The organism is Embleya sp. NBC_00888, assembly GCF_045207655.1.
GTDB lineage: Bacteria > Actinomycetota > Actinomycetes > Streptomycetales > Streptomycetaceae > Embleya.
On record NZ_CP108786.1, the window covers coordinates 78,555 to 104,074 of the forward strand.

Consider the following 25,520-nt stretch of genomic DNA (forward strand, 5'->3'; position numbering starts at 1 on the left):
CGCAGGGGCAGACCGCGCCCGTCGGGCGACGTTCATGCCGAACGCACCCGACGGAGGCGGTACATCGTCCTGTGGAGCCGCGTACCCGGCGACGGCAGGAACCGCCGTGCCGTCAGGTGCCAGGGACCGGACCTTCCGAATCCGTTTCGGTCCGGAGGGAGGAGACGACTCCCCGCCTCGTCAGGCGCACACGCGCTGCACCGGGTCACCCACGCGCCGCCTCCGGTGCCCGTGCCGATGCGGGCGACGACGCCCGCGCGGGGCGCCACATAGACCGCGCAGTCGCGGTTCGCGCACGCGGCGTCGAACTTACACGATCACGTTGTGTCGGCCCGATCGCGCGATGCGGGATGGTGCGGGTATCGGTGCTCCTCCGCCGCGGTGCCGGGCCGTCTCCGTTCGATTGCCGTGCGGGGCCGTCTCCGTTCGATCGGTCGGACGGTCGGACCCAAGCGAAGCGGGCCGGGGATCTCGAACATGTCGTGGTAGCGGCGCCCGCAATAGCTCACCATCTCGTCGAAGACATGCGAGGTCCACGAACGCCTCCACCACCCCGCCGGCTTCGACGCGCTCCTGCCCGCGCCAGGAGCGCGGAGGTCTTGGGACGAGTCACCAGGTCCGCCATGTCGACGGCAAAGAAGTCGGCGTCGAAGACGAGCGTGGTCGCGCGCTGGTCCCGACGTCGGCGCGGACCTGCTCGATGTCTGTCTGTGAAGGGATCGAGCCATGGTGCTTGTGGTTGACCCGGATCTCGTTCATCCGTTCCACCGCCTTCGGCCGGGCTCAGCATGCGATCCGGTCCTTCGCGGTGGGCGACGGCGTGTTCAGTGTTGCGGTGTCCCACAGTGCGAGGTCGTCCAGGATCGCGGCGGCGGGTGCGAGGTGTGGTGTGGGGTGCCCTGTGGTCAGGTCGTCGGGAAGTTCGACGTTGTGGTCGAGGCGGATCAGGTCGCGCCATCGGCGCAGGTCTTCGGCGTGGGCGGCGATGCGCGCGCCGACGGCGCCCACCAGGCGGTCGGAGGCCAGGAGTCCGTCGAGGGTGAGGCCGCCGGGCAGGAGTCGCGCGGCGGTGAGGGCTCCGACCCCGCGGATGCCGGGGATGTTGTCGGCCGGATCGCCCGTGAGGGCTCGAAAGCACGGCCACTGCTCGGGGTGGACGCCGAAGCGGGTGTGGACGTCGGGCCGGGTCTGGACGCGTCGGTCCGGTGGGGCCCCGCGGTTGAGGACGCTGACGGCGGGGTCGGTCAGGAGTTGCAGGAGGTCGCGGTCGCCGGACATGATCCGCACCGACCGTGTCTCGGTGAGGGCTCGGGTGGTCAGGGTGGCGATGGTGTCGTCGCCTTCGGCCGTGTCGTGCTCGATCCAGCGCACGCCGATCGAGTCGAGGGCGGTTTTCACCCAGGGCAGGGACGCGATGGGGCTGTGGTCGGCGTTGGCGCGGTTGGCCTTGTAGTCGGGGTCGGTCTCGGCGCGAGCCGCGCTGCCGTGTTCGCCGTCGAAGGCGACGAAGACCTCGTGTCCGGGGGCGTGTTCGCGGTGCGCCTTGCGGAGCAGGGCGAGGGTGCCGAACACGCCGGTGAGGTCGGCGCCCTTGCGGCTGGTAATGCGGGCGGGGAAGCCGAACCAGGCGTTGTAGAGGAGATGGTGGCCGTCGACGAGCAACAGTGGGGTGGTGACTGCGGTCATGGGTATCCCTCGGCACGGCGATCCGGGGCCTTGACCAAGGCGACCAGGTCCGCGCCGATCTCGTCGCTGGATACCACGGCTTCCTCGTCGATCTGCTGACGCACGATCAGCGCCCGAACGAAGCTGGTCTTACCCGAGGCCGGCGGTCCGACGAGGACGACCAGGCCCGCTGGCACTTGGATCAGCCCGGAGATGCCCGGTGCAGGAGCGTTGAGGTAGAGGTTGCCAGCGCGGTCGAGGGCTTCTTCAGGGGATCCTGCGGGCAGTTCGCTGCGCTGCAACGCACGCCGATCGTCGTCCCGCGAAACGCACCGCCGCCGTCGGCGGCGGTGTCGCCGCGGTCTCAGCGGGGTGGATCGCCGGCGAACCCCTCGGGCTTCCCCCAGGTGCCGGGGAACGTGGGCCGTGGGGCGGGGTCGAACATGTGCTTCAGGGTGAGGGTCAGTCCGGCGCCGGAGTAGTGGTCGACCTGCTGCAGCCAGGGCACCTCGGCCATCAGGCGGCCGAGTTCGTGCGTCACAAGTTCGTCCAGGACGGCGTTCAGGTCCTCGGGGGCGGGGTCGTCGACCAGGCACAGCCATCCCAGCGCGGCGGCGACCCTGACCTCGGCAGGGCGTGCGGGGTCGGACCAGCACGCGCGGGTGAAGCCGGCCGCGTCCTCGTGGCGGTGTTCCCTCGCCAGTTGCGCGATCGCCAGGACCAGGCCCGCCCGCAGACGTGGGTGCTCCTCGACGCGGAACCGCTCGTGCAGGGCCGCGGAGATCTCCCACGCCCGGCCCCACGAGGCGGCCAGGACGCACGCCGCCTCCTCCCGCACAGCCGGGTCCGGGTCGTCCAGAAGGGCAATCGGGATGTGCGCGTCCGCGGCGATCGCGTCCCGCGCCGCCCGCACCGACCAGTTCTGCGGATAGCCGCCCCCGTCGAAGTGCACCTCGTCGTCCGGGTCGGCGACCCGCAACAAGGCGGCGCGCGACCCGTCGCCCCAGTGGTTGCGACACGCCACCGCGGTGACCAGGCCAAGCGCGTTCACCCGCTCGTGCGCGGCCGGGTCCTCGGCGATCCGCAGCAGGAACGGCACGGTCAACGGCGCCACCGACTCCGTCGTGCCCTGATGGCAGATGGAGTTTCCCAGCAACAAAGACGCCTCCCGCGCCGCAGCCGCATCGGCGGAACGCATCCGCAACAGGTGGTCGGGCACGTCCTTGCCCGAGCCGTACGCATGGGAGAACCGGCCCCACGGCGCCTCCTCGAGACGGAACCCGTCCCTGACATCCCTCGACAAGCCCGCAACCACCGTGCGCACATCGAGCCCGGTCCCCTCGTACACCTCGATACCGTGCACACGCATTCGCTCGAAATCGAACACGAGCTCCTCGGATGTCACGGTCGCCTCCTGCGGGTGTCGCCGGCCGAAAGGCACTTGCCTACCACGGGGCACCGACACCACCCGAACGACCGGCCTGGCACGCCACCTTGAGCGCGCCGCGAACCCCGCGCTCACCAGAACCCGGCCTCCGGGAGCGCCGCGGCCGGGGACGGTTGTGGTGTCGCCGGGTCGGTGACGAGGTTGTCGGGGAGATCGTTTCCGGTCCCCGGTTCGATCATTCTGCGCCTGTGCAGGACCCGTTCCCATTGCTCGGTCCCCGTCGGGCGGACCAGGCCGAGGGGGATGTTCTCCCGGTACCGCCCGTCGAACAGGAGGTGGTCTTTGGGCGTCGGCCACTGCTTGGCGGTGACTCCGTAGCGAGGGCAAGTGCACTCGCCCGTGGTACAGCGGAGCTCCGCAGTCTCCGTTCCCCACGTCGTGCGCGGAGCGGGTGATGACGCCCATCTGCCGAAAGAACGTCGGCCACGCCGCCGAGGCCGGAGCCCGCAAGGACGATGTAGGCGGTGACCACGAGGGTGATGCCAGCGGCGGTTTCGAACCGACGTACGGCGTTGTGGGTTGCCCAGCGGCTCCCGGATAGCAATCGGTCAGCGACCTTTCATCCGAATCCGTCCGGTCGTTTCGACTGTGTGAGGCATCGACCTGCACCTAGCCTGGCCGTGTGACCACGCGGATGACATTGAGCGAGCTGCACGAGAAATGGCCGTGCAAGGATTTCGGCACGGTCGTGGACGTCTTGGCTGCGAACTACCGCAGCACTGAAGATCTTGCTTGCTGGGATCGCGCGACGGTGGCGACCCGCCACATCGACCGCTCCCAGCTCATCGACGATCCCGACGCCGACGACAGCTGGCGCAAGATCAACAGCCTACGCCTGGAGATCCGCCGACAGAAGTCTCTCCCTCCGCTTGTCCTGGTCCACACCCTGCAGGCAGGCGGTGACGACTATCTGTTCCTGATCGACGGCTTCCATCGCTTCAACGCCGCCCATTTGGAAGAGGCATCCCAACTCAGCGCGTGGGTCGCGCACATCGGCTGCTGTGACGGACCTGCGCCCGACATGGATCAACCCCGCTCACACGACCCCAGCCGCTGAGACACCTCTTCAAGGGGTCGACCGGTAGTGAGGTCCGCTCGTTTCGGCGGCGCGCGCCACGGCCGTGGCGCAGTCGGGCGCCGCCGGTCCGGCTCGTTGCGGCGGTCGCTTTCAGATCACGGGAGGGTTGTCCGCCGAGTGTGGCAGGCTGCGACTCTCAGGGTCGGGCGGATGTTCGGGGGAACGATGCGCGGATGGTCCACGAACCGAGGACGGGCGTGCGGGCTCACGGCTGTGGCGGCTCTGGTACTGGGGGCCTGTTCCTTCGGCGGCGGATCGAACAATTCGCAAGCGCCCACCGCCGCGCCGAGCGCCTCCCCGTCCGGGCAGGCGCCGTTGGTCGTCTCGGAGGCGGAGGCCCGTGAGGTCCTGGCCAGTTACGACCGCGAGAACAACGCGGCGAACGCCGACATGGACCGCGACCGTATCGCCGGCATCGAGGCGGGCGATCTCTTGGAGACCTCGCTCGCGTCGTACCGCGTGCGCGGGTTGCGTCCGGACCGCGAGCCGTACAAGCCGTTCACCCACAACGACCCCACCTTCTGGATCCCTCGCGGCCACGGCTACCCCCGCGCGTTCGTGATCGTGTCGAACACCGGGAGTCGGGAGGGCCACTCGGTGATGTACTTCGCCCGGGAGTCCCCCCAGGCGCCGTGGAAGGCGATCGTGTCGGCCTGGGTACGCGTCGGCGATCCACCGGCCACGGCGAGCGCGGACCCCGCGCGGGACGCGCTCCCGAAACTCGAGCCGGTGGCGCGTGACGCCGGTGGAGGAGCGTTGCTCGCGGATCCCGGCGACCCGGCACGGTCCGCGTGCGCGCGGTACGCGGCGTACATGTCCGTCCCGGACACCGGCGCCGCGCCCGAGGACGGGCGGTTCGCGCCCGGCGCCCACACCACGGTGCTGCGTCAGGAGATCATCGGCGACCGGGACGCGCGGATCAGGCGGTCCGTGACCGTGACGGCGCGCGAGAATCGAATCGCGCCGGTCTTCCGCACTGCGGCGGGCAGTTCGTTGGTGCCGTGTGTGCTGAACGAGGTCGTCGATACCGCGGTGGCCGATCCCGTGGTGAAGCTGAATGCGGACGGCCCGGACCTGGTGGCGTTGTTGGGCCGCACGAAGTCGTTCGCCTCGATCCGGCTGGAGTACGTCGCGTCGGTGCTGGTGTCCGTCCCCGAGGCGCCGGACGCGCCGATCACGGTTGTCAACGGCGGGCTGGGCAGCTCGCACCTGGTCAACGCCACGGGAACCTGACGCCGCCGAACGACCCGGCTGTGCGGCGCCACCGGCTCGGTGATCAACCGGGTGACAGCGGGATCAGGTTCGTGTGTCGCTTCGGCAGGTCCTCGGGATCGCCGTGTCCGGAGACGATGTGCGCGGGGATGCGGGCGGCGACGAGTTCGTCGGTGAGCAGGCGGAGCATGGTCTTGCCCATGGGGGCGGGCAGGAAGTTCTTGGTGTCGACCCACGCGTGGGGCCCCGCGGGGGTGGGCTCGGGGTCGGAGATGTAGTTGGCGCTGTGCAGCCATGTGGCTTCGTCGTGGGGGTGGGCGGGGTCGATGTCGTCCTCGATGTCCTCCCAGGACAGGACGCATCCGTCGCCGATCACGCGCCCGAACACCGCAGCGGCGCGCCGCAGGGCCTCGGTCGCCCCCTCGCTGTCCGGTGAGACGACGGTGAACGCCGCGTCGCCCTGCTCGTCGTACGCGAAGTGGAAGGGATCGGCGAACCTGTGCCGGAAGCCTCCCCAGCCGCACCAGGCCCACAGATCCGACGCGACGCTCACCAGCTCCCGGGATCCTCACGCGGCCCCAGCCGCGCCAACCAGGAACGCGCGAGGTCGTACTCTCGTTTGGCGGCGGCCCGTTCGGCCATCAGGTGGATCGCGGCCGCCTCGCCCGCCTCGGCCCGCGCGTCGACGCCCTCGTCGGGCCCGTGAGTGCTCGTCACCGTTCGACCCTACGCCGGGGTTCGCCGGCAAGGACACGGTCCGCTGTGACGGAGCCGGCCACGATCCCGTCGATCCGGCCGCTCCCGTGCCTGCCGCAGGTGCCCTGGCCGGGATGCGCGCCAGTAGATGCCGACACGTCGGGCGCCGACGCGGAGCAACGGCGCCTTACCCGATGCCTCGGTGGCGGGCCACGCAGAAGAGTTGCCGCCATCGTCCGAGAACTCCGTTGTGGTGTAGGCCCGTTGGTCGCGCCGGGGTCCGATCGCCTTTTCGTGCACGGCGGTTCATAAGCGGAACGTGATTCTTCGGTCACGTAGTCGGGGCTTGATTGGTAGGGTCGCCGCGTCGACCACACGGGGGTGTCATGAGGCGTCGGGGACGTCGCGCGGCCATGGCGGGCGCGATGCTGGCGGTTGCGCTGGGTGCGGGTTGCAGTGGTGACGGGAACAATCCGGGCCTGCCCGGGTTACCTGCGGACGTCTCCCCTGCCCCGGCGTCGGCGTCGGGCGGTGCACGGGCGCCGGAGCGCGGGGGGTTGTTCGGGCCGGGAACCGTGACGGTGATGTGGTGCGATGGCACGCCGGGAGGGCTGAGCACGTTCGGGGCCGCGATCGTCTCGTACACGGCCGACGGGCGTATCGCCGGGCAGCGTCCGGTCTCGTACCCCTCCGACAGCGAACCGCAGTACGTGTGCGGGTCGCCGCGGGACCTGTCGCAGCAGCAGGTGCGGCAGTTGTTCAACAAGGACTTCACCCTGCTCGCCGGGATCGTGCGCGCGGCGAACGGGCAGGGCCGGCAGGCGACCGCGCTCGATCTCGAGTCCGGGCAGGTGGTCGGTCCGCGGCCCGATCCGGACGCGTTCGGTGTCGCGCCCCGACATTCCTCGCCCGTCTTCCAGTCCGGTACGGACCTCCTGTGGTACCAGGACCAGGACCGGCGCATCTGGTCCCGCGACGCGCGCGCGACGCAGGCCCCGGCGCCGGAACGCGGCCGTTCCGCGGGCAACGGGTTCATGCTGGAGGGGTCGACGGTGTGGACTCCCCTGTCGTGGTCGATGCTCAGCGCCTCGGCCGAGGCGATTGCCCCCGGTGGCGCGATCGCGGCCGTCTTCGACGAGGTCTGGGGCCTGCACCTGGTGCGCAACGGACAGGAGGACACCGACACGCCCAAGCTCGGGCCCTCACGCTACGGAGACAAGAACCTGCCCGGCAGCGATCGGGTACCGGACGGCTGCTCGCCGCGATTCTGGAGCGGCCCCACCGTGCTGGTGTGCGCGAACGCCCGGGCCCTCGTCCGGGTCACCTTCGCAGCCGACCACGGATCCGTCACCCGGGTCGAGAGTCTCCTGCCGGAGAACGACCGCGACAACAGCGAGGCCGTCCTGGCCGCCGACGGCCGCACCGCCTACTTCGTCTCCCGTGCCGGGTCCGGGCCCCCGGCCCTGTACCGACTCGCCCTGGACACCCCGAACGCGGTCCCGGCCAAGGTCGTCGACCTGAGCGGCCCGGCCAACGCACGCAGCGCACAACTGCACCTGCTCGCCACCCAGTAGCAACACCAACAACCCCCGGAACCGGCGCGCGGCGGGATCGCGGGTTCTTCGGCCGGATTGTAGGCATCAGCGCGCCCGGGGGTCGATGTTCGCCGATTCTCGTCCCGGGTCGCCCCGTATCGGATACGTTCCGGCCGAGCGGTCCGGATGTCGAGGGCCCACACGAGAGGGGGATGGCGTTGGTCGACGCACGCACGTACGGATTGTGGGGTGCACTGGCGTGTCGTGAGGATCTGCCCGACGCGGCTCTGTCGTGCGTGGTGCGCGCGCTGACCGTACCCTCCGACGGCCCTGAACACACCGATCGGTGGCGGCAGGACGCGTTGCTGGCGGCCATGCCGGCATTGCTTGCCCGGGTGCGGGAGCCGGACGAGCGCGCGGAGTTGATCCGGGCCGCCGGACGCGAGCAGGTCCTGTCGCACCTGCGGAACGGTCTACTCGGCCCGGAGGACCTCCCGGCTGTCACCGCCGCCCACAGGGTGTGGCCGGCCCTGATTCTGGCGTTGGCCGACCGCGACGAACACGTGCGGGCCGCCACCGATCTCGTCACCTTCCTCGACGACCACGACCTGGCCGCCGTCGTCACGTACTGGGACACGCGCCATCGCCGCGATGCCTCCGGCGACCCGGGTGCGATCCCCGACGCGTTGCTGGACGCGATCCTGGAGCGGCTCCTGGCCCCGTGCGCACGGGCACTGGTCGAGCCCGAGACCGCGACATGGCCCATGGACTGGATCCGGTCCACGGGCCCGGGAATGTCCTGGCGCGACGGCCCGTTCGGCGGCCCCGCCTGGCAGGCACTCGAGCGCTGCCCCCACCGCTGGGCCGACCTGGTCGAACACCCACATCTGAAAGGCGCGGTCCGGCACCTGCTCCTGACCCACGCCGCCACCGAGGCCCTCGACGACGACCTGCTCACGGCCTGCCTGCCCGCGCTGACCTGCCCCGAACTCGCCGACCTGCCCAAGCCCTCGGTGACCCAACGAGAGCGCCTGAGCGAGATCGCCGACCGCGCCCGCCGGCATCCCCGCGTCCTGGAAATCGCCGCCGAGCAGGTACACGCCGCCGCGACCGAGTGCATGCGCCGAGGCCGACTGGCGAGTGCGCGCAACCTGTCCGACCACGGCGTCCAGCGGCTCGCGCAGGACCTCGCCGTGGTCGGCGACAAACCCCGCGAGCTGACCGCGCTGTGCGAGCAGCTCGCCCGCCTTCCCCAACCCACCATCGTCGTCCGAGCCCAGGACGACCGATACAGCGGAACCGGTCGAGAACTCGGCTGGAACCAGGGCGGACGGGTCGCAGCCCTGGCCCGACTCGCGGCGAACCCACGCACCCCGCGCGACGCCGTCATCGGCGTCCTCGAACGGCTCCACCCCGCGGAGACCGCCGCCCTCGCCGAAACCGACACCGCACCCGCATGGTTGCGCACACTCGCGGCCGACCATCGCGCCACCGACGACACGACCGTGCGCCTGCTGACCGACGACGAACTCGACGCCCATCCGAACCCGGCCGCCGTCCTGGCGTCCTGGCTGGAGAACACCGGCGACGACGACCCCTACCACGCCGTCGCAGGCGCCGTGGGCAAGTCGCGGCACTGCACCCCGGAGTTGCTGCTGCGACTGCCGGCAGACGATGTCCTGGGACGCACCGCCCCCCACACCGCGACGCCTGTTCTGATCGACACGTGCGGCGACGACCCGAAACGCTGGGCGGCGCTGTTCACCGCCCTCGACCGGCTCCCCCACGGCGTCAGCCTCGGGGAACTCCTCGCCACCATCGACGCCGCAACGCCGGCCCGGTCACGACCCGCCGGCGTGAGAACACCGACGACGAGGTGAGCCAGGCGCGCCGACCGTAGACGGCGAGCCGTGCCGCGTCCGGTCATCAACTCGGCTGGCTCCGCGCTGTCACCGCCGACGACAGGTTCACGTCGGACAACACGGGTGGGGTCGGTGGGGAGAGGGTGGCGCGTGTCGTCGGGCCCGGATGCGAGGCGGCGCAGGCGGTCGGAGGATGGCCGTAGAGGTGATCGCCATGGACAAGTCCAGCGGTGGCAAGAGCGGCGGCCACAAGGGCCGCGGCGGGCACGGTCACGGCGGGTCCGGCGGGCACACGCCGATGACGTCCGCAGCCGCGTCCCGGATCCAGTCCTCGGCATCGCGGAACCCGAGTGGCAAGTCGGCCGAGACCGACTTCGCGCCGCGCGCCCAGTCGGCGGCCGCGACGAACGAGGCCGGCGGCGGGAGCTCCGGGCGAAGGTGACCACGGTGAAACCCGCCTCGCCGCGTCGATGTGCGCAGGGCCGCATAGCGCTCCCCGTCGGGACACGGTCGGACGCGGTGTACCGCTCGGCCGCGTGCGCCGCGCCCCCACCCCACACCCCACGCCTGCCCAACCACGGCGCATCCTCGTCCACGGCATCGGAGCGCTACAGCACCCCTACGCCGACCTCCAGCCCCGGCCAACGCGCCGCCGACCTGACCCGCTACGGCCACCGCAGCCCCGGAAGTGCGGGCTAGACGTAGGGTATGTCTGAAAGTTCGCATAAGTCCGTGATGTGAAAAGTGGGGTGCGCCTGGTCGGCACGGGCGGACAGTCGCCCGCCCCCGCGCAGGCGTGGGCGACGCGACTGCCCGGCTGGCGCGGCGTGCCCGATCGGATGCTCACCGACTTCGCCGGGGCCGAGGTCCGGTACTGGGCGGGCATCACGAGGCGCAGACCGGCGCCCTGGTCCCGCGCGTTGGCGGAGACCGCCCGCGCGTGGGCCGCGTACCGCGCGCTCTGACGGGTGATCTGTCGCAGCGATCCGGATCACGCGCTCCCGACCTGCCTCTCGGAGCGATGGTGGCGACCATGCCCGGCCTGCGGAGCTCACGACGTGCGGGCCCTGTCGACGTGGGCCGGGCGCAGGTGGGATCGGGGACAGGTGTGGGTCAGCCCAGGTGGACGGCCCCGACACGGACGGCATCGACCAGGCGGTGCAGGGGGTCGATCAGGTCGCCGGAGAGTTCGATCCGATGGTGGGGTTCGAGCGCGTCGGTGACCTTGAGGACAGGCCCGGCTCCACGGCGGCGGACGACCAGGTAGCCGTTGCCGTTGATGTCCACCGCCACGATCTGGCGTACTTCGATCCGGTCGTCACGCTCGTGGAACAGCCGTTCTCCGGCGGCCCGTGACTGCTCCATCGCCTCGTCGAGCGCCGCGTCCGGTACCGACCATGCCTCGTACATGAAGGCGATGCCGGCAAACCCGTCCGGAGCGTCCGCGACGCGCCGCGCGGGGGCGCTCTCGGGCACGGGCTGCCGCAGGCCCCATCCCGCCAGGACGTCGGCCGGATTCCGGTCCTCGCTGCCTCGCCACCGCCGGGAGGGGACCACGCGCAACTCGATCACGCCGATGTCCATGGCCGGGAGGTGAAGAGCCCACAGCGTCGGCTGGCGGTCCCATCCCAGCCGCTCGCCTTCCCGGGTTTCCGCCGTGAGCAGGGCCGCGGCAAGCGCATCGCGCTCACCGTCCCCGGTGAGGGCCTCGATGCTGGTGAACAAGACCTTGCGACGTTCCATCACGGTGTTGCCGGCTCCGAGTCCGCAGACGGTGACCGCTGGCGGTGGCAGGCGGCCGGGCAAGCGTACGGGCAGCGATCTTCGCCGAGGACAACCGGGTCGTTTCCATCCATCCCGCCCCTGCTCCTCGGCCGGACGCGGCAGAGCCACGGTCGATCACGGTGTCGCGGAACCGTAGGCGAGGACATGCGGAGCTCTGTGCGTGGCAGCCGCGCGGGCGTCCTCACGGTCGCATGGGGAGCGGTCGTTACGTGCGGCGCGGCGGCAATGCCCCGATCGGCCGGCGACCGGAAGCGGGACGGGCGTGGAGCGCCTCGCACGGGGGTGCTGTCGGTACACACGCACGCGGCCGTGCAGGCCCTGAAACCGGTCCGATCCACCGCGGTCACGCCCGCGGTGGGGCGAGGCGTTTGGTGCGGAGCATGGCGGCCAGGTCGTCGCGTTCGGCGAGCCACACGGGCGCATGGGCGGTGGTGACGGCGGAGTTGCGGCAGCGTGCCGGGTGGCAGGCGCCGATGACCGGACCGGTGCCGCGTTCGGATTCGGGCAGGGGTTTGTGGCATTCGGCCTGGGCCGGGTCGAAGAGGCAGTGGTTGAGGGTGCGGCGAGCGGGGCACGCCTGTCGTCGGGACCGATCACGGGCACGGCCATCGGGATTTCCTCGTTGTCGATACGGAAACGAGCCCGTCATGACGATCTGTTCGCGACGTTGCGATCCTGCTCGGCCAAGGACCGTCGCTGTCACAGTCGATCGAGCAGTTGCCGCTTCTTCCGCTCGAACTCGGCGTCCGCGAGCACGCCCGCCGCGTGCAATGCCCCCAGCTTGGCGATCCGGTCGAGGAGGTCCTGCGGCTCGGCCGCAGGCTCCGCCGCCATCGACACGGACACGTTGACGGAAGACGGATCGGGGGCCGCGAGGGTTCCCCGGAGCAGGCGCAGCGTCTCGTCCAATCGCGTGCGGTCCGCTGCGTCGCGAACGGTGAAGTCCGCCTCGGCTCCGTCGTGGGTGTGCAGTGTCAACCAGGTCCGGAAGACTCCCTGCTTGAGGTGGCTGGTCCGGACCTCGGCCAGTGATACGGCGAGGGCGGTCGTGCCGGTCCATCCCTGCCTGATGAGCATCAGTTGCTGGCTCGTCAGGACGACGGCGCCCTCGTCCTTGTCGAGGGAGCCCGCGGCCACGACGAGGACGCGCTCACGGCCGAGGAGTACCTCGGGTAGTTTCCTGAGGTGCCTGCCGCAGCGGTCACCGGTGGCCGAGTCCCGCCACGCCGCCACGATGTCCTCGCGGGCGGCGGTGTCCGGCCCGACCTGGCGGACGAACAGCTCTTCGCGGCGCAGTCGCGCTGCCTCCCTCGCCTGTTCCGCGTCTGTGGCCATTGCCGTCCCCCCGGTCGCCTGCAATGTGCACAGGGTACGCACCTGGAGCACCAATCCCTCGGCACTCGACATGACTTGACCGTTGGGGACGGCGCCGTTCGTGGCCCGAATCGGTGTCCGTCCCTGTCGCCGCGCCTGCGTCTGTTCGAGGCGAACGCCGCGATCACCGAGACGAAGCCGGTACACCGCCCGAGCCCGGCGGGGTCGGTGATTTGCGGGGCGGGGTCGATCCTCGGCGAGGTGATGCAAGCACCGTGTGATGGTGGTGCCGGGCGCTACAGTTCGCCGGCGTGAGATCACCCGAGGAACTCGACAGGATCGACTGGCCGTCGCTGTACCACGCCTACGGGGACGGCGGCGACGTCCCGGACCTGATACGGGCCCTGTATTCGGGCGATGGGGATCGCGTCGACAAGGCCCTGGGCGCGTTGTTCAACCATGTGTTGCACCAGGGATCGGTGTATCCGGCGACCGTGGCAGCCGTGCCCTTCCTCGCCCACACCGCCGTGCACACCCTTCACGCACGAGCGGGTGCGCTCGCGTTGCTCGCGGGCGCAGGGGGCCAGGGTCCCGTGCCGTGGGCCGGTGACGAGGAAGAGGGGCACGCGCGGGTCGGGGCCGAAGTCTGCGGCCTGCTGCACCTGCTCGGTGACGACGACCCGCAGGTGCGCCGCCACGCGGTGCGCGTCGCCCGCCGCGCGAGCGCCAAGACCCTGCCGGCGGCGACGCGCGAACTGGCCGCGGCGTACGCGAGGGACCCGGTCCCCGCCGTACGCGCGGAAGCCCTGATCGTCCTCACCTGCATCGACCCCGACCCACAGGCCCGCACACGGCGCCTCCGCGACGCCCTCACGGACCCGGTCGCCGCCGTCCGCGCGGTCGCCGCCCTGGCCCTCCTGGAACAGGAACAAGCCCCCTACCCGGCGGACCTGGTCGCGGTTCTGGCGGACGCCGGCGGCGACAGCGAACTCGCGGTCAATCGGCTCGAGTTCTTTCCCGGGATCGGCGACACCGACTCCCGCGTCGCCGCCGTCCTGGCCCACGACCCGGACGCCACCGCGACGGTGGCCCGCGCCTGGATCGCACAGGGCAACGCCGAAGGGCGCGGTGCACGCCGCGCCCACGAACTCTCCACCCACTGGCGCGACCGCGAGCACGACACCCTCGCCCTCCTCGCCGCCGCCCTCCCCCACCCGACGACACCCTGGGACCTGTCCGAACTGCTCGTCGCCGTCATCCGCTGGGCTCCCGGCGCCACCCACCCCGACCCCTCGCTCGGGGACAACCTCATGCCGCACGCGCTCGCCGGCACCACCACGGCCGAGCTCGCCCAACTGGCACTCGGCCTCCTCGGCGACGAACGCCTGCTCACCGCCGTCCCCGACCCCCAGCCCAGGCCGCTGGTCGCGCTCGCCGCCCGCACCCACGACCTCGACCACCAACGGCTCGCGCTGCGCCACCGCCATGCGTGTCCCGACGAACTCCTCGCCACGCTGACATCCCACGCCGCCCGCACCCTCCTGCGGGACCTCAAAGACCTGCTGCGTCGACGCCCCACCGTGACGCTCGTACGACGATTCGGCGACTGGGGCATCCGCGACACCGAACTGCTCGACCTGCTCGCCGACAACGCCCGCGGCAACGACGACGAACTCGCCACCGCCGCAACGGTCGCCGCCGCCCGCCTGGGCGCCGACCCGGCCCCGGCGCTGGACCTGCTGGCACGCCGCCTCAAGGACGACGGACCGTACCTGGAGGAGGCAGGTCGCCTGGGCCCGACGGCCGCACCGCTGCTGCCTCTGATCGAGGACCGTCTCACCGACGGCCACGAATGGACACGGACGATCGCCGCCGAAGCCCACTGGCGCATCACCGGCGACCGCTCCAAAGCAGTGCCGGTCCTGACCGCGCTCGCCGAATCCCTCCCCGCGCCTGTGCTTGCGCTCGAAACGCTCCTGTCGATCGGTCCGCCCTACCCACCCCACCTGCGGCCGCACCTCCTGCGCTGGTCGACCACCGACCGCCGCGCGGTGTCCTCCGACGACCCGTTCGCGCCGAGCACCGACCTGCCCCTGGACACCCGACTCCGGTCCGCGGCAACACGGATGCTCACGTGAACGGCATGAACGACAGCCTGCGACGTGTGCGCGATGTCGGCGAACACGACACACGCCCCAGGCCCTCAGAAGCGCTCGAGGAGTCGGTCGCGCTCTTGGACACCGCCTCGTTCCCTGCGGACGGCGGCCGCCCTGTCGTGCGCTGCCCGGCGCTGCTCGGGATTCAGCGGTGGGGGCACGGCCATCGGATTCTTCTCGTGTCGTGTACCGGAACGGGCCCATCCTGGCTCCACGTTCGGGGCATTGACCAGCGCCTTTACGGATGACAACGAAAGTTGTCGTCATCGGGCGGCCGATGCGGTCGGCAACCGTGGCTGCCAGGTCACGCACCCCGGCCTTCCGTTCTCGGTCGGGCCTGTCGGGCAGACGCCGTGTCGATCCCGGCATCGCCTGGTCGACGCCCCGCCCGGTCTTTGTCGGTGGGGGTCGCTACCGTCACGGCACGGCCGTCGGAGACCTTGCCCTCCCATTCGGGTCCGACGGCCCGGGTCGGCCCGCCGGCACTCCCCTTCCGTTCTAGTGGTCGTCGCAACACCCCAGCTCAAGGGGCGCGATGGACTTCGAGATCAGGGATCGGACGGTCAATCAGGGCCGCAGATCGCTCTCTGCTGAGCGAGCTGCATACTTCCTGCTCGTGCAGCAGGGGTTCAGCAACTACGAAGCATGTCGAATCGTCGGGATCAACCCGAAGACCGGCAGACGCTGGCGCAATGGACGCAATGCGTCGGGAGGCACAGGAGCGGCGCCACCGGTTCGACCGGTGGCGCCGGCTTCTGCGTCTTGCGGGCGGTACCTTCGCGAGGAAGAGCGCATACACATTGCGGACCGCCTCCGGGAAAGGGCATCCATCCGCACCATCGCGTCCGAGCTGAATCGCAGCCCGTCCACGATCAGCCGGGAGATACAGCGCAACCGCACCATCGACCCGCGAGGGAAATGGCACTACCGGCCACACGCCGCACAGTCCCGCGCCATTGCCCGACGGCCTCGTCCGAAGCCGGGGAAGATCGGCCTGAACCCCGAGCTCCGGGACTTCATCCGGGACCACCTCGAACGCCGTTGGAGCCCTGAACAGATCTGCCAGGCTCTGCGGGCCCGCTTCCCCGACCGGCCGGAGATGCACGTGGTCCACGAAACGGTCTACCAGGCCCTCTACGTCCAAAGCCGCGGCGAACTACGCCGCGACCTGGCCCGCGACCTGCGCACCGGCCGTGCCCGGCGCAAGCCCCGCCGCCAGGCCCAGCAGCGCCAGCCCCGATACCGCGACCCCATGGTGATGATCAGCGAGCGTCCCGCGGAGGCAGAGGACCGGGCGGTGCCAGGCCACTGGGAGGGCGACCTCATCATCGGCAAGGACGGTGCCTCGGCCATCGGCACCCTGGTTGAACGCTCCACTCGCTACGTGATGCTCCTGCACCTGCCCCACGGCCGGGGCACTGAGCTGGTCCGTGACGCCCTGGTGGAGACCGTGCAGACCCTGCCGGCCCACCTGAAGCGGTCGTTGACCTGGGACCAGGGCAGCGAGATGGGACGGCACCGGGAGTTCACCCTCGCCACCGACATCCCGGTCTACTTCTGCGACCCGGCCAGCCCCTGGCAGCGCGGCTCAAACGAGAACACGAACGGGCTGCTGCGGCAGTACTTCCCCAAGGGCACCGACCTGTCCGCCCACACCCGTGAGGACCTGGACACGGTCGCCGCCGAGCTCAACGGTCGCCCACGCAAAACGCTCGGCTGGGAAACCCCAGCCGAGCGCCTGCTTAAACTGCTCGCGGCCTGAACAACCAACCACGTGTTGCAACGACCACTGGAAAGCGCCCCCCCCGTCGGCGGGCCGAATCGACGTACCGGATGCGGCCCGCACGGGGGTTCGGCCGCGTTCGGTACGTCGAGCGGAACACCCGCCCTGTGAACGCACCTTCGCCTCGCGACCACACCCGGTACCCGCACGGGTCGCCCGAACGGCGGCAACGTCCCGCTTGACCGGGCCCGAGGTCCTCGACGGCTCCTGGCCCGGTCCGCGCGTCGACACCTTGTCGAGGCGGCCCGGCGCAACCACCTGCTCGGCCTTGAGCACGCGGCACAGCGATCGCAGGGCCGTGGCGTCGTGGGCGCGAGGGAGCAGTGCGCAGCTCATATCTGGAACCGCCGGCACCGTCGACATCGGGAACTGCGTGCTGACCGCAGATCACATGCGGTTGTCACGGAGCGATCCCGCGAAGCGGGCGGCGCGGCTGCGTGCCGGTCGCGGTCGACGGCCCGGTGCGTCGCGCTCGGGTCGCTCCCGGCGGAACACGCCCGAACAGCGAGGGCGTTCATCGACACGTGGGTGACCTCGGGCCGCTGCGGTCGTTGGTCGATTGTGGCCCCGCGTCACCCCGTCGTGCGGCCGCGCTCCGGGCCCGCCGACATCCCCCGATCGGCGGGCCGCCCGAGCCGCTGCCGGGCCCGCGCCCACGCGAAGCCCCCACCCGGGGATAGCCGGATCGCTGTGAACTCGGCGCGCCTCGTGCGGCCCCAAGGAGCGATATTCGCCTTGCAGGCCCCCACGGGGCGTGGCACGCTGCCCGACATGATCAAGAGAATCGAGTCCTCCGTCCGCCGATGAGCGAGACGGCCGGGATGCAACCGCCCGGATCGCGGATGTCCCTGTTCGAACACGTGCTACGACTCCACCTACCGGCCCCGGACGAGCCGCTGCCGCGGGACGGAGAGCCGTACCCCGACGATGCGTTGCACCGCCGCCGGTCTCGGCCGAAGACGCCGCAGGACCGGCACGCCGCCGGCAAGGAGGCCGCGCTCGTCCTGGACGCGTATTTCGCCCGCACCGCCGCGCAACCCGGCGAACTGGTCGGCGCGTTCCACGACGTCTACGTCCCCATTCATCCCAACGCCCACATCACTGCCGCGGCCGAGGGAGCGGACAGGCGTCGTGTTCACGACACGGGCCGATGGCTGGTCCGACACGGAACCGACCGCGACTCGGTCACCGTGGGGCTCGCCCTGGTCGCCGCCGTCGCAACGGCCGACGACGTCACCCTGATCCGAACCATCGGCCTGCTGTCCAACCACTTCGGCCCCCTGGCCGCGCACACCCTGGAAAGACTGCCCCAGGGCACCGATGCCCTCCTGTGGCTCGCCGATCGAGTCACCGGCTGGGGACGGGTCTACGTCGTGGAGGCCCTGTGTCGACGCGACGACCCCACCGCCCGGCCCTGGCTCCTGCGCAGGGCATGCGACGGCGATCTCCTCAACGCGTACTTCGTCGGCGAGGTCGCCCGGACCACTCGTCTGCACGAAGTCGTCACCGGCCCCTGCGTGGACGACGAGATCACCGACCACACCGGCAGACTGCTTTTGGTGATGACGTACAGCCAGGGCATGGGCGTCACGCTCGCGCGCTATCCCCACGCCGAGGCGGTACTCGCCGCGCATCTGCGCCACCTCGAGCGATCGGAGCCTTCCGCCGGCCGATACTGCACCGCCGCATGGCTGGCGAACAGCCTGCAAGGCGACGCGGGCTCGATCGGCCCGGTTCGGCGATGGCAGCCCTACCGGGACGACTACCTGGCTCTCCTCGAACGTGACGACTGGTGCGAAGTGGCGAGGGACGCCCTCGCGGTCGAGGACCCCGGCATCGTCCGGCTCCTGGAGACGGCGTCAGGCCGTCGGCTGCCGGCGTTCGCGAACCGGCCGACACCCGACGGGCAATAGCGCGCATCCGGAACATCCACACTCCACCGATATCCCGGTCACGACCCGTGGCGAACCCCGCGCCCGGGTCCGACCGGGCCGGGAACGGGAGCCCTGTCTCGACCGCCCGGTCCACCCGGATACGGGAGCACCGGTGGTCGGACTGCCGCCCGGTGGCGTGCATGTGAACGCCGCGCTCGGCCACGTACGGGTGACCGCGCTCGCCAGGGCGAAGGCGCCCGAGCTGACGGGAGACACCCGTCGACGGTCCACCAATTCTGGTTGTATGCCTCAATTCCGTCCGCATCAGCGATCGGTTGCTGCCAGGTCAGACTTCGGGGTACGCCACGTCCTCTAGGAACTTCGAGCTCGGGCGCTCCCATGGCCCGCCGCCGACCCTCGCTCCGCGACGCACCGCGCTTGCGTCGAGCACGGAATCCGTGTGGCGCACTACCCGACCCACGGTCTTCGACCCCACCGGTCGCTCCGGCCTTGCAGGAACGCGGGGCAGGACAATCGCCGGGGGCGAGGGTGCGGCGCGGCCCCGCCCGGGCGAGCCCGAGTCGTTGCCGGGGTTGCGGGCGCTCAGCCGTCGACGCCGGCGCGTGTGGTGCGGACGAGATCGGCGTCGCCGCGCAGGGCGTCGAGGACTTGTGCGTCGATCCGCGCCTGGCCGTGCTTGTCGCCGCACGGGCACAGGCTCCATCCGTGGGACTCGATCCGGTCGGCGACGTGGTCGAGGATGTCGGCGGCCTCGTCGAGGACGCCCACGGGGATGTCCACGCGGTCCCGGTCGGGGTCGGCCCCGACCGCGACGCCGAGCTCGAAGGCGAGGTCCGCGGCGTGCTGCACCGTGCGGGAGTCCCCGTTGGTGGAGGCGTACTTGAGGGCCTGGGTCAGCGCCATCAGCGGCCGAGAGCAGGCGTGTCGGGGTGTGGGGACCGAACGCGCGTCGGGGCGGGCCGGGCGAACGCCGTGGACGTAGTCCGACCCCTCCGCGGCGGGATCGGCGGCGGCGGCGATCTGGTCGGCGATCACGTCGGGCTCGATGTAGAGCAGGACCGCCCGGGGGCCGACGTCCAGGCGTTCGGCCAGCGTCGCCACCGCGTGGGTGAGGACGTTGCGCACCGCCACCGGCTCCGCGTCCAGGCCGCGTTCCGACAGCGCCGCCCGGATCCGTGTCACCAGGGACTTGTACGTCGTGCTCTCTTCGATGTCTGCCACGGCCGTCAGCGTAGGACCGGCGTTCACGGCCGGTCCGGCGAACCGGGTGCGACCGACCCGGACGGGTGGACTCCGACCGCCCGCACCCCGAGCCGACGGAAGGTCGGGTACCCGAGGCGCGGAACGGGTCGCCGTCGGTGCCGTGGGTGGCGGCACGCGTCTGCGCAGCGGGGCCGGGCCGTCGCTCCGTACGTTCCCCGGCAGGGGCTGTCAGCGTCGGGTGACGCCGTAGCCGCTGTCGTGCAGTGCCGCGGTCCACACGTCGCGATCGAACCACTTGTCGATGTCGGGCATCAGCGTGGAGACGGCGTCCATCCGCGCCTGCCAGTCGTGACCGGCCGGACCGCGCGCGCCCTCGCACCCGTCGCATCCGTCCTCGCCGTGGATGTGGCCCGCCATCCACGCGTTCACCGCCACGTTGACCATCACCGCGTACAGGTCGCCGCCGCTCTCCGCCAGGGCGTCGGGAACACCCGCCAGGATCAGGGCGAGCTCGGGGTTGCCCACCGGCGGCATCGGGGCGCAACCCACGTCCTTCGACCCCCGGTCCTCGCGCTCATGGACCTGTTTCGCAATCGTGTCGGCCAGGGCCGCGGCGTCGAAGTACCGCCAGGCCGAACGCGGTTGGATCCCCAACTGCCGGGCCACCGCGGTCATGTTGGCCTCGATCGTGTCGGCGACCGTACCCGGCCGCACCGTGACCCCGCGTCGGGCCAGTTCGCTGAGCGTCTCGCCCAACGCGGTACGGAACGCCTTGGTGTTCTTCATCGCCCGAGTCTAGGAGCGCTGGACGACCGGCGGCCGAGAAAGTTCGACAGGGGTGGCACTCCGGGGACAACTACCGTTCGACGTGGACGTGAACCCCGCGCAACTGCAGCCGGGCCTTCAGGAACTCCATCTCCGAGAGCGTCCCCACGAGGCCGTCATGGCTCAGTTCCCCGACCAGCTCACGAGCCCGCGACAACGAGGCCGCCGAGACCTCCCGAAGGACCTTCAAAGCCGGGACGAGACTGGGAGCCGGACCGACCAACCGCAGTCTGACAGGTCCGTGCGCCGCGAGTAGAGCCTCCCGGACATGATCAGGTGCTGGTCCCGGACCGGCGTGTTCGCACAGGTAGGTGCCGCAGGACCCGCAAGAGAACTCCGTGTCCCACCACAACTCGTCGCGCAGGATGAATTGGTTCACCTGTCGCACCGCCATGCTGCCGCACTCGCAACGCGATGCGATCTTCGCTGTTTGACCAGTCACCCGGGCTCCCTGACGTTCCCCTCCTGCCGGCGTGATCCTCTCGCAGCCGACAATGCCTGCGCGACCCGATTCGGGCGCCACCGCGTACGCCCCGTGTTTGGTGCTGGGATGCGTTGCGGAACTCGTCACACCGACGCGCAGAACGAGAGTGCGGCTTCGGTGTCAGCCGTCAAGACCCGGTGCCACCAGTCGAGACCGGGTTCCCACTACCTTGTCACGGCTCAGCCGCCCCGGCTGTGGTCGCACACCGTCGGCGATGGATGGCCAGAGGCGCTCGGAACACCGCCGGTCAACGGTGGGGCGGTCATCGACCGTTGGCCACCTTGGTCAGGGTCGGTTGGCCATCCGTCGTCGCGGGCGGGAAGCGGCCGCACGATGGGCCGTCGGCCGAATCCTCGATCACGACGCCCGTCGAGGTCGGCGCCCCGGCCTCGTCGGTGGTGCGGTGTCGATGGTGTTCGTGTGTGTGCCCAGCGCGCGGTACGGGAGGGAGGACGGCGGGAGCGAAGTTGGCGAAGGGCTCCGCGGCGGCGATCAGGTCGGCCAGGGCGGGCGCGGTCTCCGCGTCCGGGTGTGCGGCGAGTGCGCGGCGGGCGCCGGTGACGGCCGTGCGCAGTTCCTCGTGACGGGTGGTGGGCATGGGCGGGGCCTTCCGGATCGGGCGTGGTCGTCCGAGCCTCGGGTCCGGCCCCCGGACCACCGCGGATGCTCGACTCCTACCCAGGGCCGGCCTGCGGAAGCGGAGGTTCGGGGTGGGCCGACCGCCGGAACGTGGGCCTGGGGCGCCGCCCTTCGGTTCCGACACGCTGCCGGCGAGCCCGCCCGAGGGCCGGCGCCTGCGTGGCAGACAACGCCGGGCTGCGAGTCGGGGCCGTCCCGACGGCTGAAAGATCCAGATGGCCAACGACCGATGCCCATGGCCAACCAACGCCCCGTCGCGAGGAGGACGGTTGGCAAAGTTGATCTATTCGAACTATTGTCCGAATGAGAGGTAATTTTCGGACAGGGGGGGTGGACGCGGGCGGAGGTGTGCGGTGGACGGTTTCGCGCACTTGCACACCGCGTCGGGCTACTCGGCCCGGTACGGCGCCTCCCACCCCGAGGACCTGGTGGCGCGGGCCGCCGAGCGCGGCATGTCGGCCCTGGCCCTGACGGACCGCGACACCGTCGGCGGCGCGGTGCGCTTCGCCCAGAGCTGCGCGAAGCGCGCGGTGCGCCCGATCTTCGGCGTCGACGTCGCCGTGGACCCCACCACGCCCGCCACGCCCCGCGCGCAGCGGCGCCGAACGCCGGTCCGCGGCGGGGCCCACGTCGAACAACCCCCGCTGCGCGTGACCCTCCTCGCCCGGGACCGCGAGGGCTGGTCGCGGTTGTGCCGTCTGGTCTCGGCCGAACACGCCGTCGAAGGGCCGCCGGTGGTGCCGTGGTCGGCGCTGCGCGAACACGCGGGATCAGGGTTGACCGTGCTGCTCGGGCCGACCTCGGAACCGGTCAGGGCACTGTCCGACGGCCGGCCGGACACCGCGGAGCACCTGTTGGCGCCGTGGCGTGAACTGTTCGGTGATGCGCTGCGCCTGGAGAGCGTCTACTACGGGTTGTCGGGGACCGGGCCGGGTTCGCTGCGTCTGGCCGCCCGGACCGTGCAGTTCGCCGACCGAACCGGGGTGGCGGCGGTGGTGAGCAATGCGGTCCGCTACGCCGACCCGGATCAGCACAAGGTCGCCGACGTTCTGGACGCGGCCCGGTTGCTGCGGCCGATCCGCTTCGCGTATCCGGCCTACCTGGACTCCGGTGAGCGATGGCTCAAGGGGCCTGAGGCGATGGCGGCGATCGCTGACCGGATCGCGGACGCCGCCGGGGCCGGGCCCGATCGTGCTCGGGCGTTGCTGGCGCGGACCGCGGCGACCGCGGACGAGTGCCGGCTGGATCCGGTGGGAGACCTGGGCCTGGGCTCGGCGCACCTGCCGGAGCCGGCCGTGGTGGGTGCCACGGACGAGTCGGCGGCGCGGGTGTTGCGCGAGCGTTGCGAGGCCGGAATGGTCCGGCGGGGCCTGGACCGCGACGAGGTCGCGATGGGGCGGTTGGCGCGGGAGTTGGAGGTGATCGCGCGGCTGCGGTGCGACACCTATTTCCTCACGGTCGGCCAGGTGGTGGCGGATGTGCGGGAGATGGGGGTGCGGGTGGCGGCGCGCGGGTCGGGGGCGGGGTCGATGGTGTGCCACGCGCTGGACATCGCCACCGCCAATCCCCTGGACCACAGCCTGCTGTTCGAACGGTTCCTGTCCGAGCGCAGGTCCTCGTTGCCGGACGTGGACATCGACGTGGAGTCCGCCCGGCGCCTGGACGTCTACCGCAGAATTTTCGAGCGGTTCGGGAGCGAGCGGGTCGCGGTGACGTCGATGCCCGAGACCTACCGGGCCCGCCACGCACTGCGCGACGTCGGCCTCGCCCTGGGCCTGGCCGCACCCGACATCGACCGGATCGCGAAGTCCTTCCCCCACATCCGCGCCCGCGGGATCACCACCGCGCTGGCCGAGTTGCCCGAACTGCGGCAGCTCGCGGCCGAGGCGGGGCGGTACGGGCCGCTGTTCGAACTCGCCGAGCGGTTGGAGGCGTTGCCGCGCGGGATGGCGATGCACCCCTGCGGGGTGATCATCACCGACGCCACCCTGCTGGACCGGCTGCCGGTGCAGCCCACCCCCGGCGACGCCTTCCCCATGGTGCAGGCGGCGAAGGAGGAGGTCGAAGCCCTCGGCCTGATCAAGTTGGACGTGCTGGGGGTGCGGATGCAGTCCGCGATGGCGCACGCGGTCGCCGAGGTCGAACGCACCACCGGCACACACATCGACCTCGACGACCCACATCAGGTGCCGCTCGACGACTTCTTCGCGTTCAGGCTGATCCAGGCGTCCGACACCATCGGCATGTTCCAGTTGGAGAGCCCGGGCCAGCAGGATCTGCTCAGTCGCCTGCAGCCGCGCGGCGTCCAGGACGTCATCGCCGACATCTCCCTGTTCCGGCCCGGGCCGGTCGCAGGGGGCATGCCGGAGCAGTACATCGCCGCCCGCCACGGCGCCGCCCCCACCTACCCCCACCCCGACCTGGAACCGGTCCTCGCGGACACCTACGGCGTCACGATCTGGCACGAGCAGATCATGGGCCTGCTGTCCGTCATGACCGGTTGCGACCTGGCGCTGGCCGACGTCGCCCGCCGCGCCCTGTCCGACCGCGACCGCATGCCACAGGTCCGCGACTGGTTCCACGAACACGCCGCCACCCGCGGCTACACCCCCGAGGTGCGCGAGGAGGTGTGGCGCATCGTCGAGAGCTTCGGCGCATACGGCTTCTGCCGCGCGCACGCGGTCGCGTTCGCCGTCCCGGCGTTGCAGAGTGCGTGGCTCAAGGCCCACCATCCGGCCGCGCTGTACGCGGGGTTGCTCGAGCACGATCCGGGGATGTGGCCGCGCCGGGTGATCGTCGCCGACGCCCGCCGCCACCGGGTCCCGATCCTGCCCGTCGACGTCAACCACTCCCGCCCCGGCCACACCATCGAGCAGACGAGCGACGGCACGTGGGGGGTGCGGCTGGCACTGTCCGCGGTGCGCGGCATCACCGACGAGGAATGCGCCCGCCTCGACGCCGGCCGCCCCTACACCTCACTGTCCGACCTGTGGCAACGCGCCCGCCCCGCCCTGCCCACCGCCGAACACCTCGCCCGCATCGGCGCCCTCGACTCCCTGCACGACGGACGCCTGACCCGCCGCGACCTGCTCCTGCAACTGCCCGAACTCCACCGCCGCACCCGCAGGGTCGGCGACGGACAACTCCCCCTCGCCGACAGCCGACTCGACGCCACCGCCCCCAGCGGACTCCCCGAGATGACCACCCGAGAAGCCGTCGGCGCCGAACTCCACATCCTGGGCATCGACCTCTCCCGCCACCTGATGGAACACCACCACCGACTCCTCCGCGAGATCGGCGCCGTCGACGCCACCCACCTCGCCGAACAGCCGGCAGGCCGACAAGTCCTCGTCGCCGGCGTCCGCGCCTCCACCCAGACCCCACCCATCGCCTCCGGCAAACGCGTCATCTTCGTCACCCTCGAAGACGGCTCCGGCCTCGTCGACCTCGCCTTCTTCGAGGACTCCCACCCCGCCTGCGCCCACACCGTCTTCCACTCCGGACTCCTCCTGGTCCGAGGCAAGGTCCAGGTCCGGGGACGCCGGCGCACCGTCGTCGGCACCATGGCCTGGGACCTCGACGAAATCGCCACCCTCCGCCGCGACCACGGACCCCAGGCCGCACTCGACCTCCTCGGCGCCCCCACCCCACACCCCACCCCCGCCCAACCACGGCGCATCCTCGTCCACGGCACCGGCGCACTCCAACACCCCTACGCCGACCTCCAACCCCCCGGCCAACGCTCCGCCGACCTCACCCGCTACGGCCACCGCAGCCCCGGAAGCGCGGGCTAGACGTACGCGGCTCCGGCCTGCGCGATCGGCGCGTCGTGGTAGTCCAGCCACGCCCTGACCTCGTCCGCCTCGGTGAGGTCGGGGTCGGTGAGCACGCTGAGCGAACGGCCCGGGCCGGAACGGGTCGAGGTGCCCCCACCGCGCATC

At 71.3% G+C, this 25,520-nt stretch carries 23 protein-coding genes; 11 read left to right on the forward strand and 12 right to left on the reverse strand.

Going from position 1 to position 25,520, the window contains the following annotated elements; genetic code table 11:
• Positions 1-783: 783 nt before the first annotated feature.
• The 3 genes from OG948_RS59915 to OG948_RS59925 all read right to left on the reverse strand — a co-directional run bounded on the left by OG948_RS59915 (position 784) and on the right by OG948_RS59925 (position 3,070).
• Positions 784-1,686: a 5'-3' exonuclease H3TH domain-containing protein gene (locus OG948_RS59915; RefSeq protein WP_331733521.1), complete on the reverse strand. Its 903-nt coding sequence runs from the start codon at positions 1,684-1,686 to the stop codon at positions 784-786.
• Complete coding sequence (locus OG948_RS59920; protein WP_331733524.1) at positions 1,683-1,967, reverse strand: hypothetical protein; 285 nt, start codon at positions 1,965-1,967, stop codon at positions 1,683-1,685. The genes OG948_RS59915 and OG948_RS59920 overlap by 4 nt, the downstream gene beginning before the upstream one ends.
• 62 nt (positions 1,968-2,029) lie before the next feature.
• Entirely contained in the window at positions 2,030-3,070 is a 1,041-nt protein-coding gene (locus OG948_RS59925) for a hypothetical protein (RefSeq protein ID WP_331733526.1), read from the reverse strand.
• Positions 3,071-3,734: 664 nt separating this feature from the next.
• Here OG948_RS59925 and OG948_RS59930 point away from each other — a divergent pair.
• Positions 3,735-4,169, forward strand: coding sequence for a ParB N-terminal domain-containing protein (locus OG948_RS59930; RefSeq protein ID WP_406300971.1), 435 nt, complete (start codon positions 3,735-3,737; stop codon positions 4,167-4,169).
• Positions 4,170-4,403: 234 nt separating this feature from the next.
• Complete coding sequence (locus OG948_RS59935) at positions 4,404-5,423, forward strand: hypothetical protein (RefSeq protein ID WP_331733532.1); 1,020 nt, start codon at positions 4,404-4,406, stop codon at positions 5,421-5,423.
• Positions 5,424-5,466: 43 nt separating this feature from the next.
• Here the strand turns inward: OG948_RS59935 and OG948_RS59940 are convergent, their stop codons facing one another.
• Positions 5,467-5,955 carry a hypothetical protein gene (locus OG948_RS59940; RefSeq protein WP_331733535.1) on the reverse strand — a complete coding sequence of 163 codons (489 nt, stop codon included), beginning with the start codon at positions 5,953-5,955 and terminating at the stop codon, positions 5,467-5,469.
• Complete coding sequence (locus tag OG948_RS59945) at positions 5,952-6,119, reverse strand: hypothetical protein (RefSeq protein WP_331733538.1); 168 nt, start codon at positions 6,117-6,119, stop codon at positions 5,952-5,954. The genes OG948_RS59940 and OG948_RS59945 overlap by 4 nt, the downstream gene beginning before the upstream one ends.
• Positions 6,120-6,682: 563 nt before the next feature.
• On the opposite strand from OG948_RS59945, the gene OG948_RS59950 reads away from it, so the two are divergent.
• From OG948_RS59950 to OG948_RS59970, 5 genes are all read left to right on the forward strand, one after another.
• Complete coding sequence (locus OG948_RS59950) at positions 6,683-7,672, forward strand: hypothetical protein (protein WP_406300972.1); 990 nt, start codon at positions 6,683-6,685, stop codon at positions 7,670-7,672.
• 173 nt (positions 7,673-7,845) lie between these two features.
• Entirely contained in the window at positions 7,846-9,513 is a 1,668-nt protein-coding gene (locus tag OG948_RS59955) for a hypothetical protein (RefSeq protein ID WP_331733542.1), read from the forward strand.
• A 196-nt stretch (positions 9,514-9,709) separates the two neighbouring features.
• Complete coding sequence (locus OG948_RS59960; protein WP_406300973.1) at positions 9,710-9,937, forward strand: hypothetical protein; 228 nt, start codon at positions 9,710-9,712, stop codon at positions 9,935-9,937.
• A gap of 5 nt (positions 9,938-9,942) precedes the next feature.
• Complete coding sequence (locus OG948_RS59965) at positions 9,943-10,194, forward strand: hypothetical protein (RefSeq protein ID WP_406300974.1); 252 nt, start codon at positions 9,943-9,945, stop codon at positions 10,192-10,194.
• Positions 10,195-10,232: 38 nt separating this feature from the next.
• The gene (locus OG948_RS59970) at positions 10,233-10,460 is read left to right on the forward strand and encodes a hypothetical protein (RefSeq protein WP_331733549.1); all 228 of its coding nucleotides are present in this window, start codon (positions 10,233-10,235) and stop codon (positions 10,458-10,460) included.
• 148 nt (positions 10,461-10,608) lie between these two features.
• On the opposite strand, the gene OG948_RS59975 is transcribed toward OG948_RS59970, so the two are convergent.
• Both OG948_RS59975 and OG948_RS59980 read right to left on the reverse strand, forming a co-directional pair.
• On the reverse strand, positions 10,609-11,238 hold the full coding sequence (locus OG948_RS59975; protein ID WP_331733551.1) for a hypothetical protein: 630 nt from the start codon (positions 11,236-11,238) through the stop codon (positions 10,609-10,611).
• A gap of 741 nt (positions 11,239-11,979) precedes the next feature.
• Positions 11,980-12,687, reverse strand: a complete 708-nt coding sequence (locus OG948_RS59980) for an SHOCT domain-containing protein (protein ID WP_331733556.1) — start codon at positions 12,685-12,687, stop codon at positions 11,980-11,982.
• Between the two features lie 218 nt (positions 12,688-12,905).
• Between OG948_RS59980 and OG948_RS59985 the strand changes: the two genes are divergently transcribed.
• The 3 genes from OG948_RS59985 to OG948_RS59995 all read left to right on the forward strand — a co-directional run bounded on the left by OG948_RS59985 (position 12,906) and on the right by OG948_RS59995 (position 18,446).
• Positions 12,906-14,732: a HEAT repeat domain-containing protein gene (locus tag OG948_RS59985; RefSeq protein WP_331733559.1), complete on the forward strand. Its 1,827-nt coding sequence runs from the start codon at positions 12,906-12,908 to the stop codon at positions 14,730-14,732.
• Between the two features lie 553 nt (positions 14,733-15,285).
• Positions 15,286-16,512 carry an IS30 family transposase gene (locus OG948_RS59990; protein ID WP_406300975.1) on the forward strand — a complete coding sequence of 409 codons (1,227 nt, stop codon included), beginning with the start codon at positions 15,286-15,288 and terminating at the stop codon, positions 16,510-16,512.
• An 824-nt stretch (positions 16,513-17,336) separates the two neighbouring features.
• Entirely contained in the window at positions 17,337-18,446 is a 1,110-nt protein-coding gene (locus OG948_RS59995; RefSeq protein ID WP_331733561.1) for a hypothetical protein, read from the forward strand.
• A 564-nt stretch (positions 18,447-19,010) separates the two neighbouring features.
• Here the strand turns inward: OG948_RS59995 and OG948_RS60000 are convergent.
• From OG948_RS60000 to OG948_RS60015, 4 genes are all read right to left on the reverse strand, one after another.
• Positions 19,011-19,649, reverse strand: a complete 639-nt coding sequence (locus OG948_RS60000; RefSeq protein WP_406300976.1) for a hypothetical protein — start codon at positions 19,647-19,649, stop codon at positions 19,011-19,013.
• 210 nt (positions 19,650-19,859) lie between these two features.
• Complete coding sequence (locus OG948_RS60005) at positions 19,860-20,417, reverse strand: hypothetical protein (RefSeq protein ID WP_331733563.1); 558 nt, start codon at positions 20,415-20,417, stop codon at positions 19,860-19,862.
• A 70-nt stretch (positions 20,418-20,487) separates the two neighbouring features.
• Positions 20,488-20,646, reverse strand: a complete 159-nt coding sequence (locus OG948_RS60010) for a hypothetical protein (RefSeq protein ID WP_406300977.1) — start codon at positions 20,644-20,646, stop codon at positions 20,488-20,490.
• A gap of 556 nt (positions 20,647-21,202) precedes the next feature.
• The gene (locus tag OG948_RS60015; protein WP_331733567.1) at positions 21,203-21,538 is read right to left on the reverse strand and encodes a hypothetical protein; all 336 of its coding nucleotides are present in this window, start codon (positions 21,536-21,538) and stop codon (positions 21,203-21,205) included.
• Between the two features lie 394 nt (positions 21,539-21,932).
• On the opposite strand from OG948_RS60015, the gene OG948_RS60020 reads away from it, so the two are divergent.
• Entirely contained in the window at positions 21,933-25,373 is a 3,441-nt protein-coding gene (locus OG948_RS60020) for a DNA polymerase III subunit alpha (protein ID WP_331733569.1), read from the forward strand.
• Here the strand turns inward: OG948_RS60020 and OG948_RS60025 are convergent.
• Positions 25,370-25,519 (reverse strand): hypothetical protein, encoded by a 150-nt coding sequence (locus tag OG948_RS60025; RefSeq protein ID WP_331733571.1) that lies wholly within the window; start codon positions 25,517-25,519, stop codon positions 25,370-25,372. The two genes, OG948_RS60020 and OG948_RS60025, sit on opposite strands and share 4 nt — an antisense overlap.
• Position 25,520: the final 1 nt, after the last annotated feature.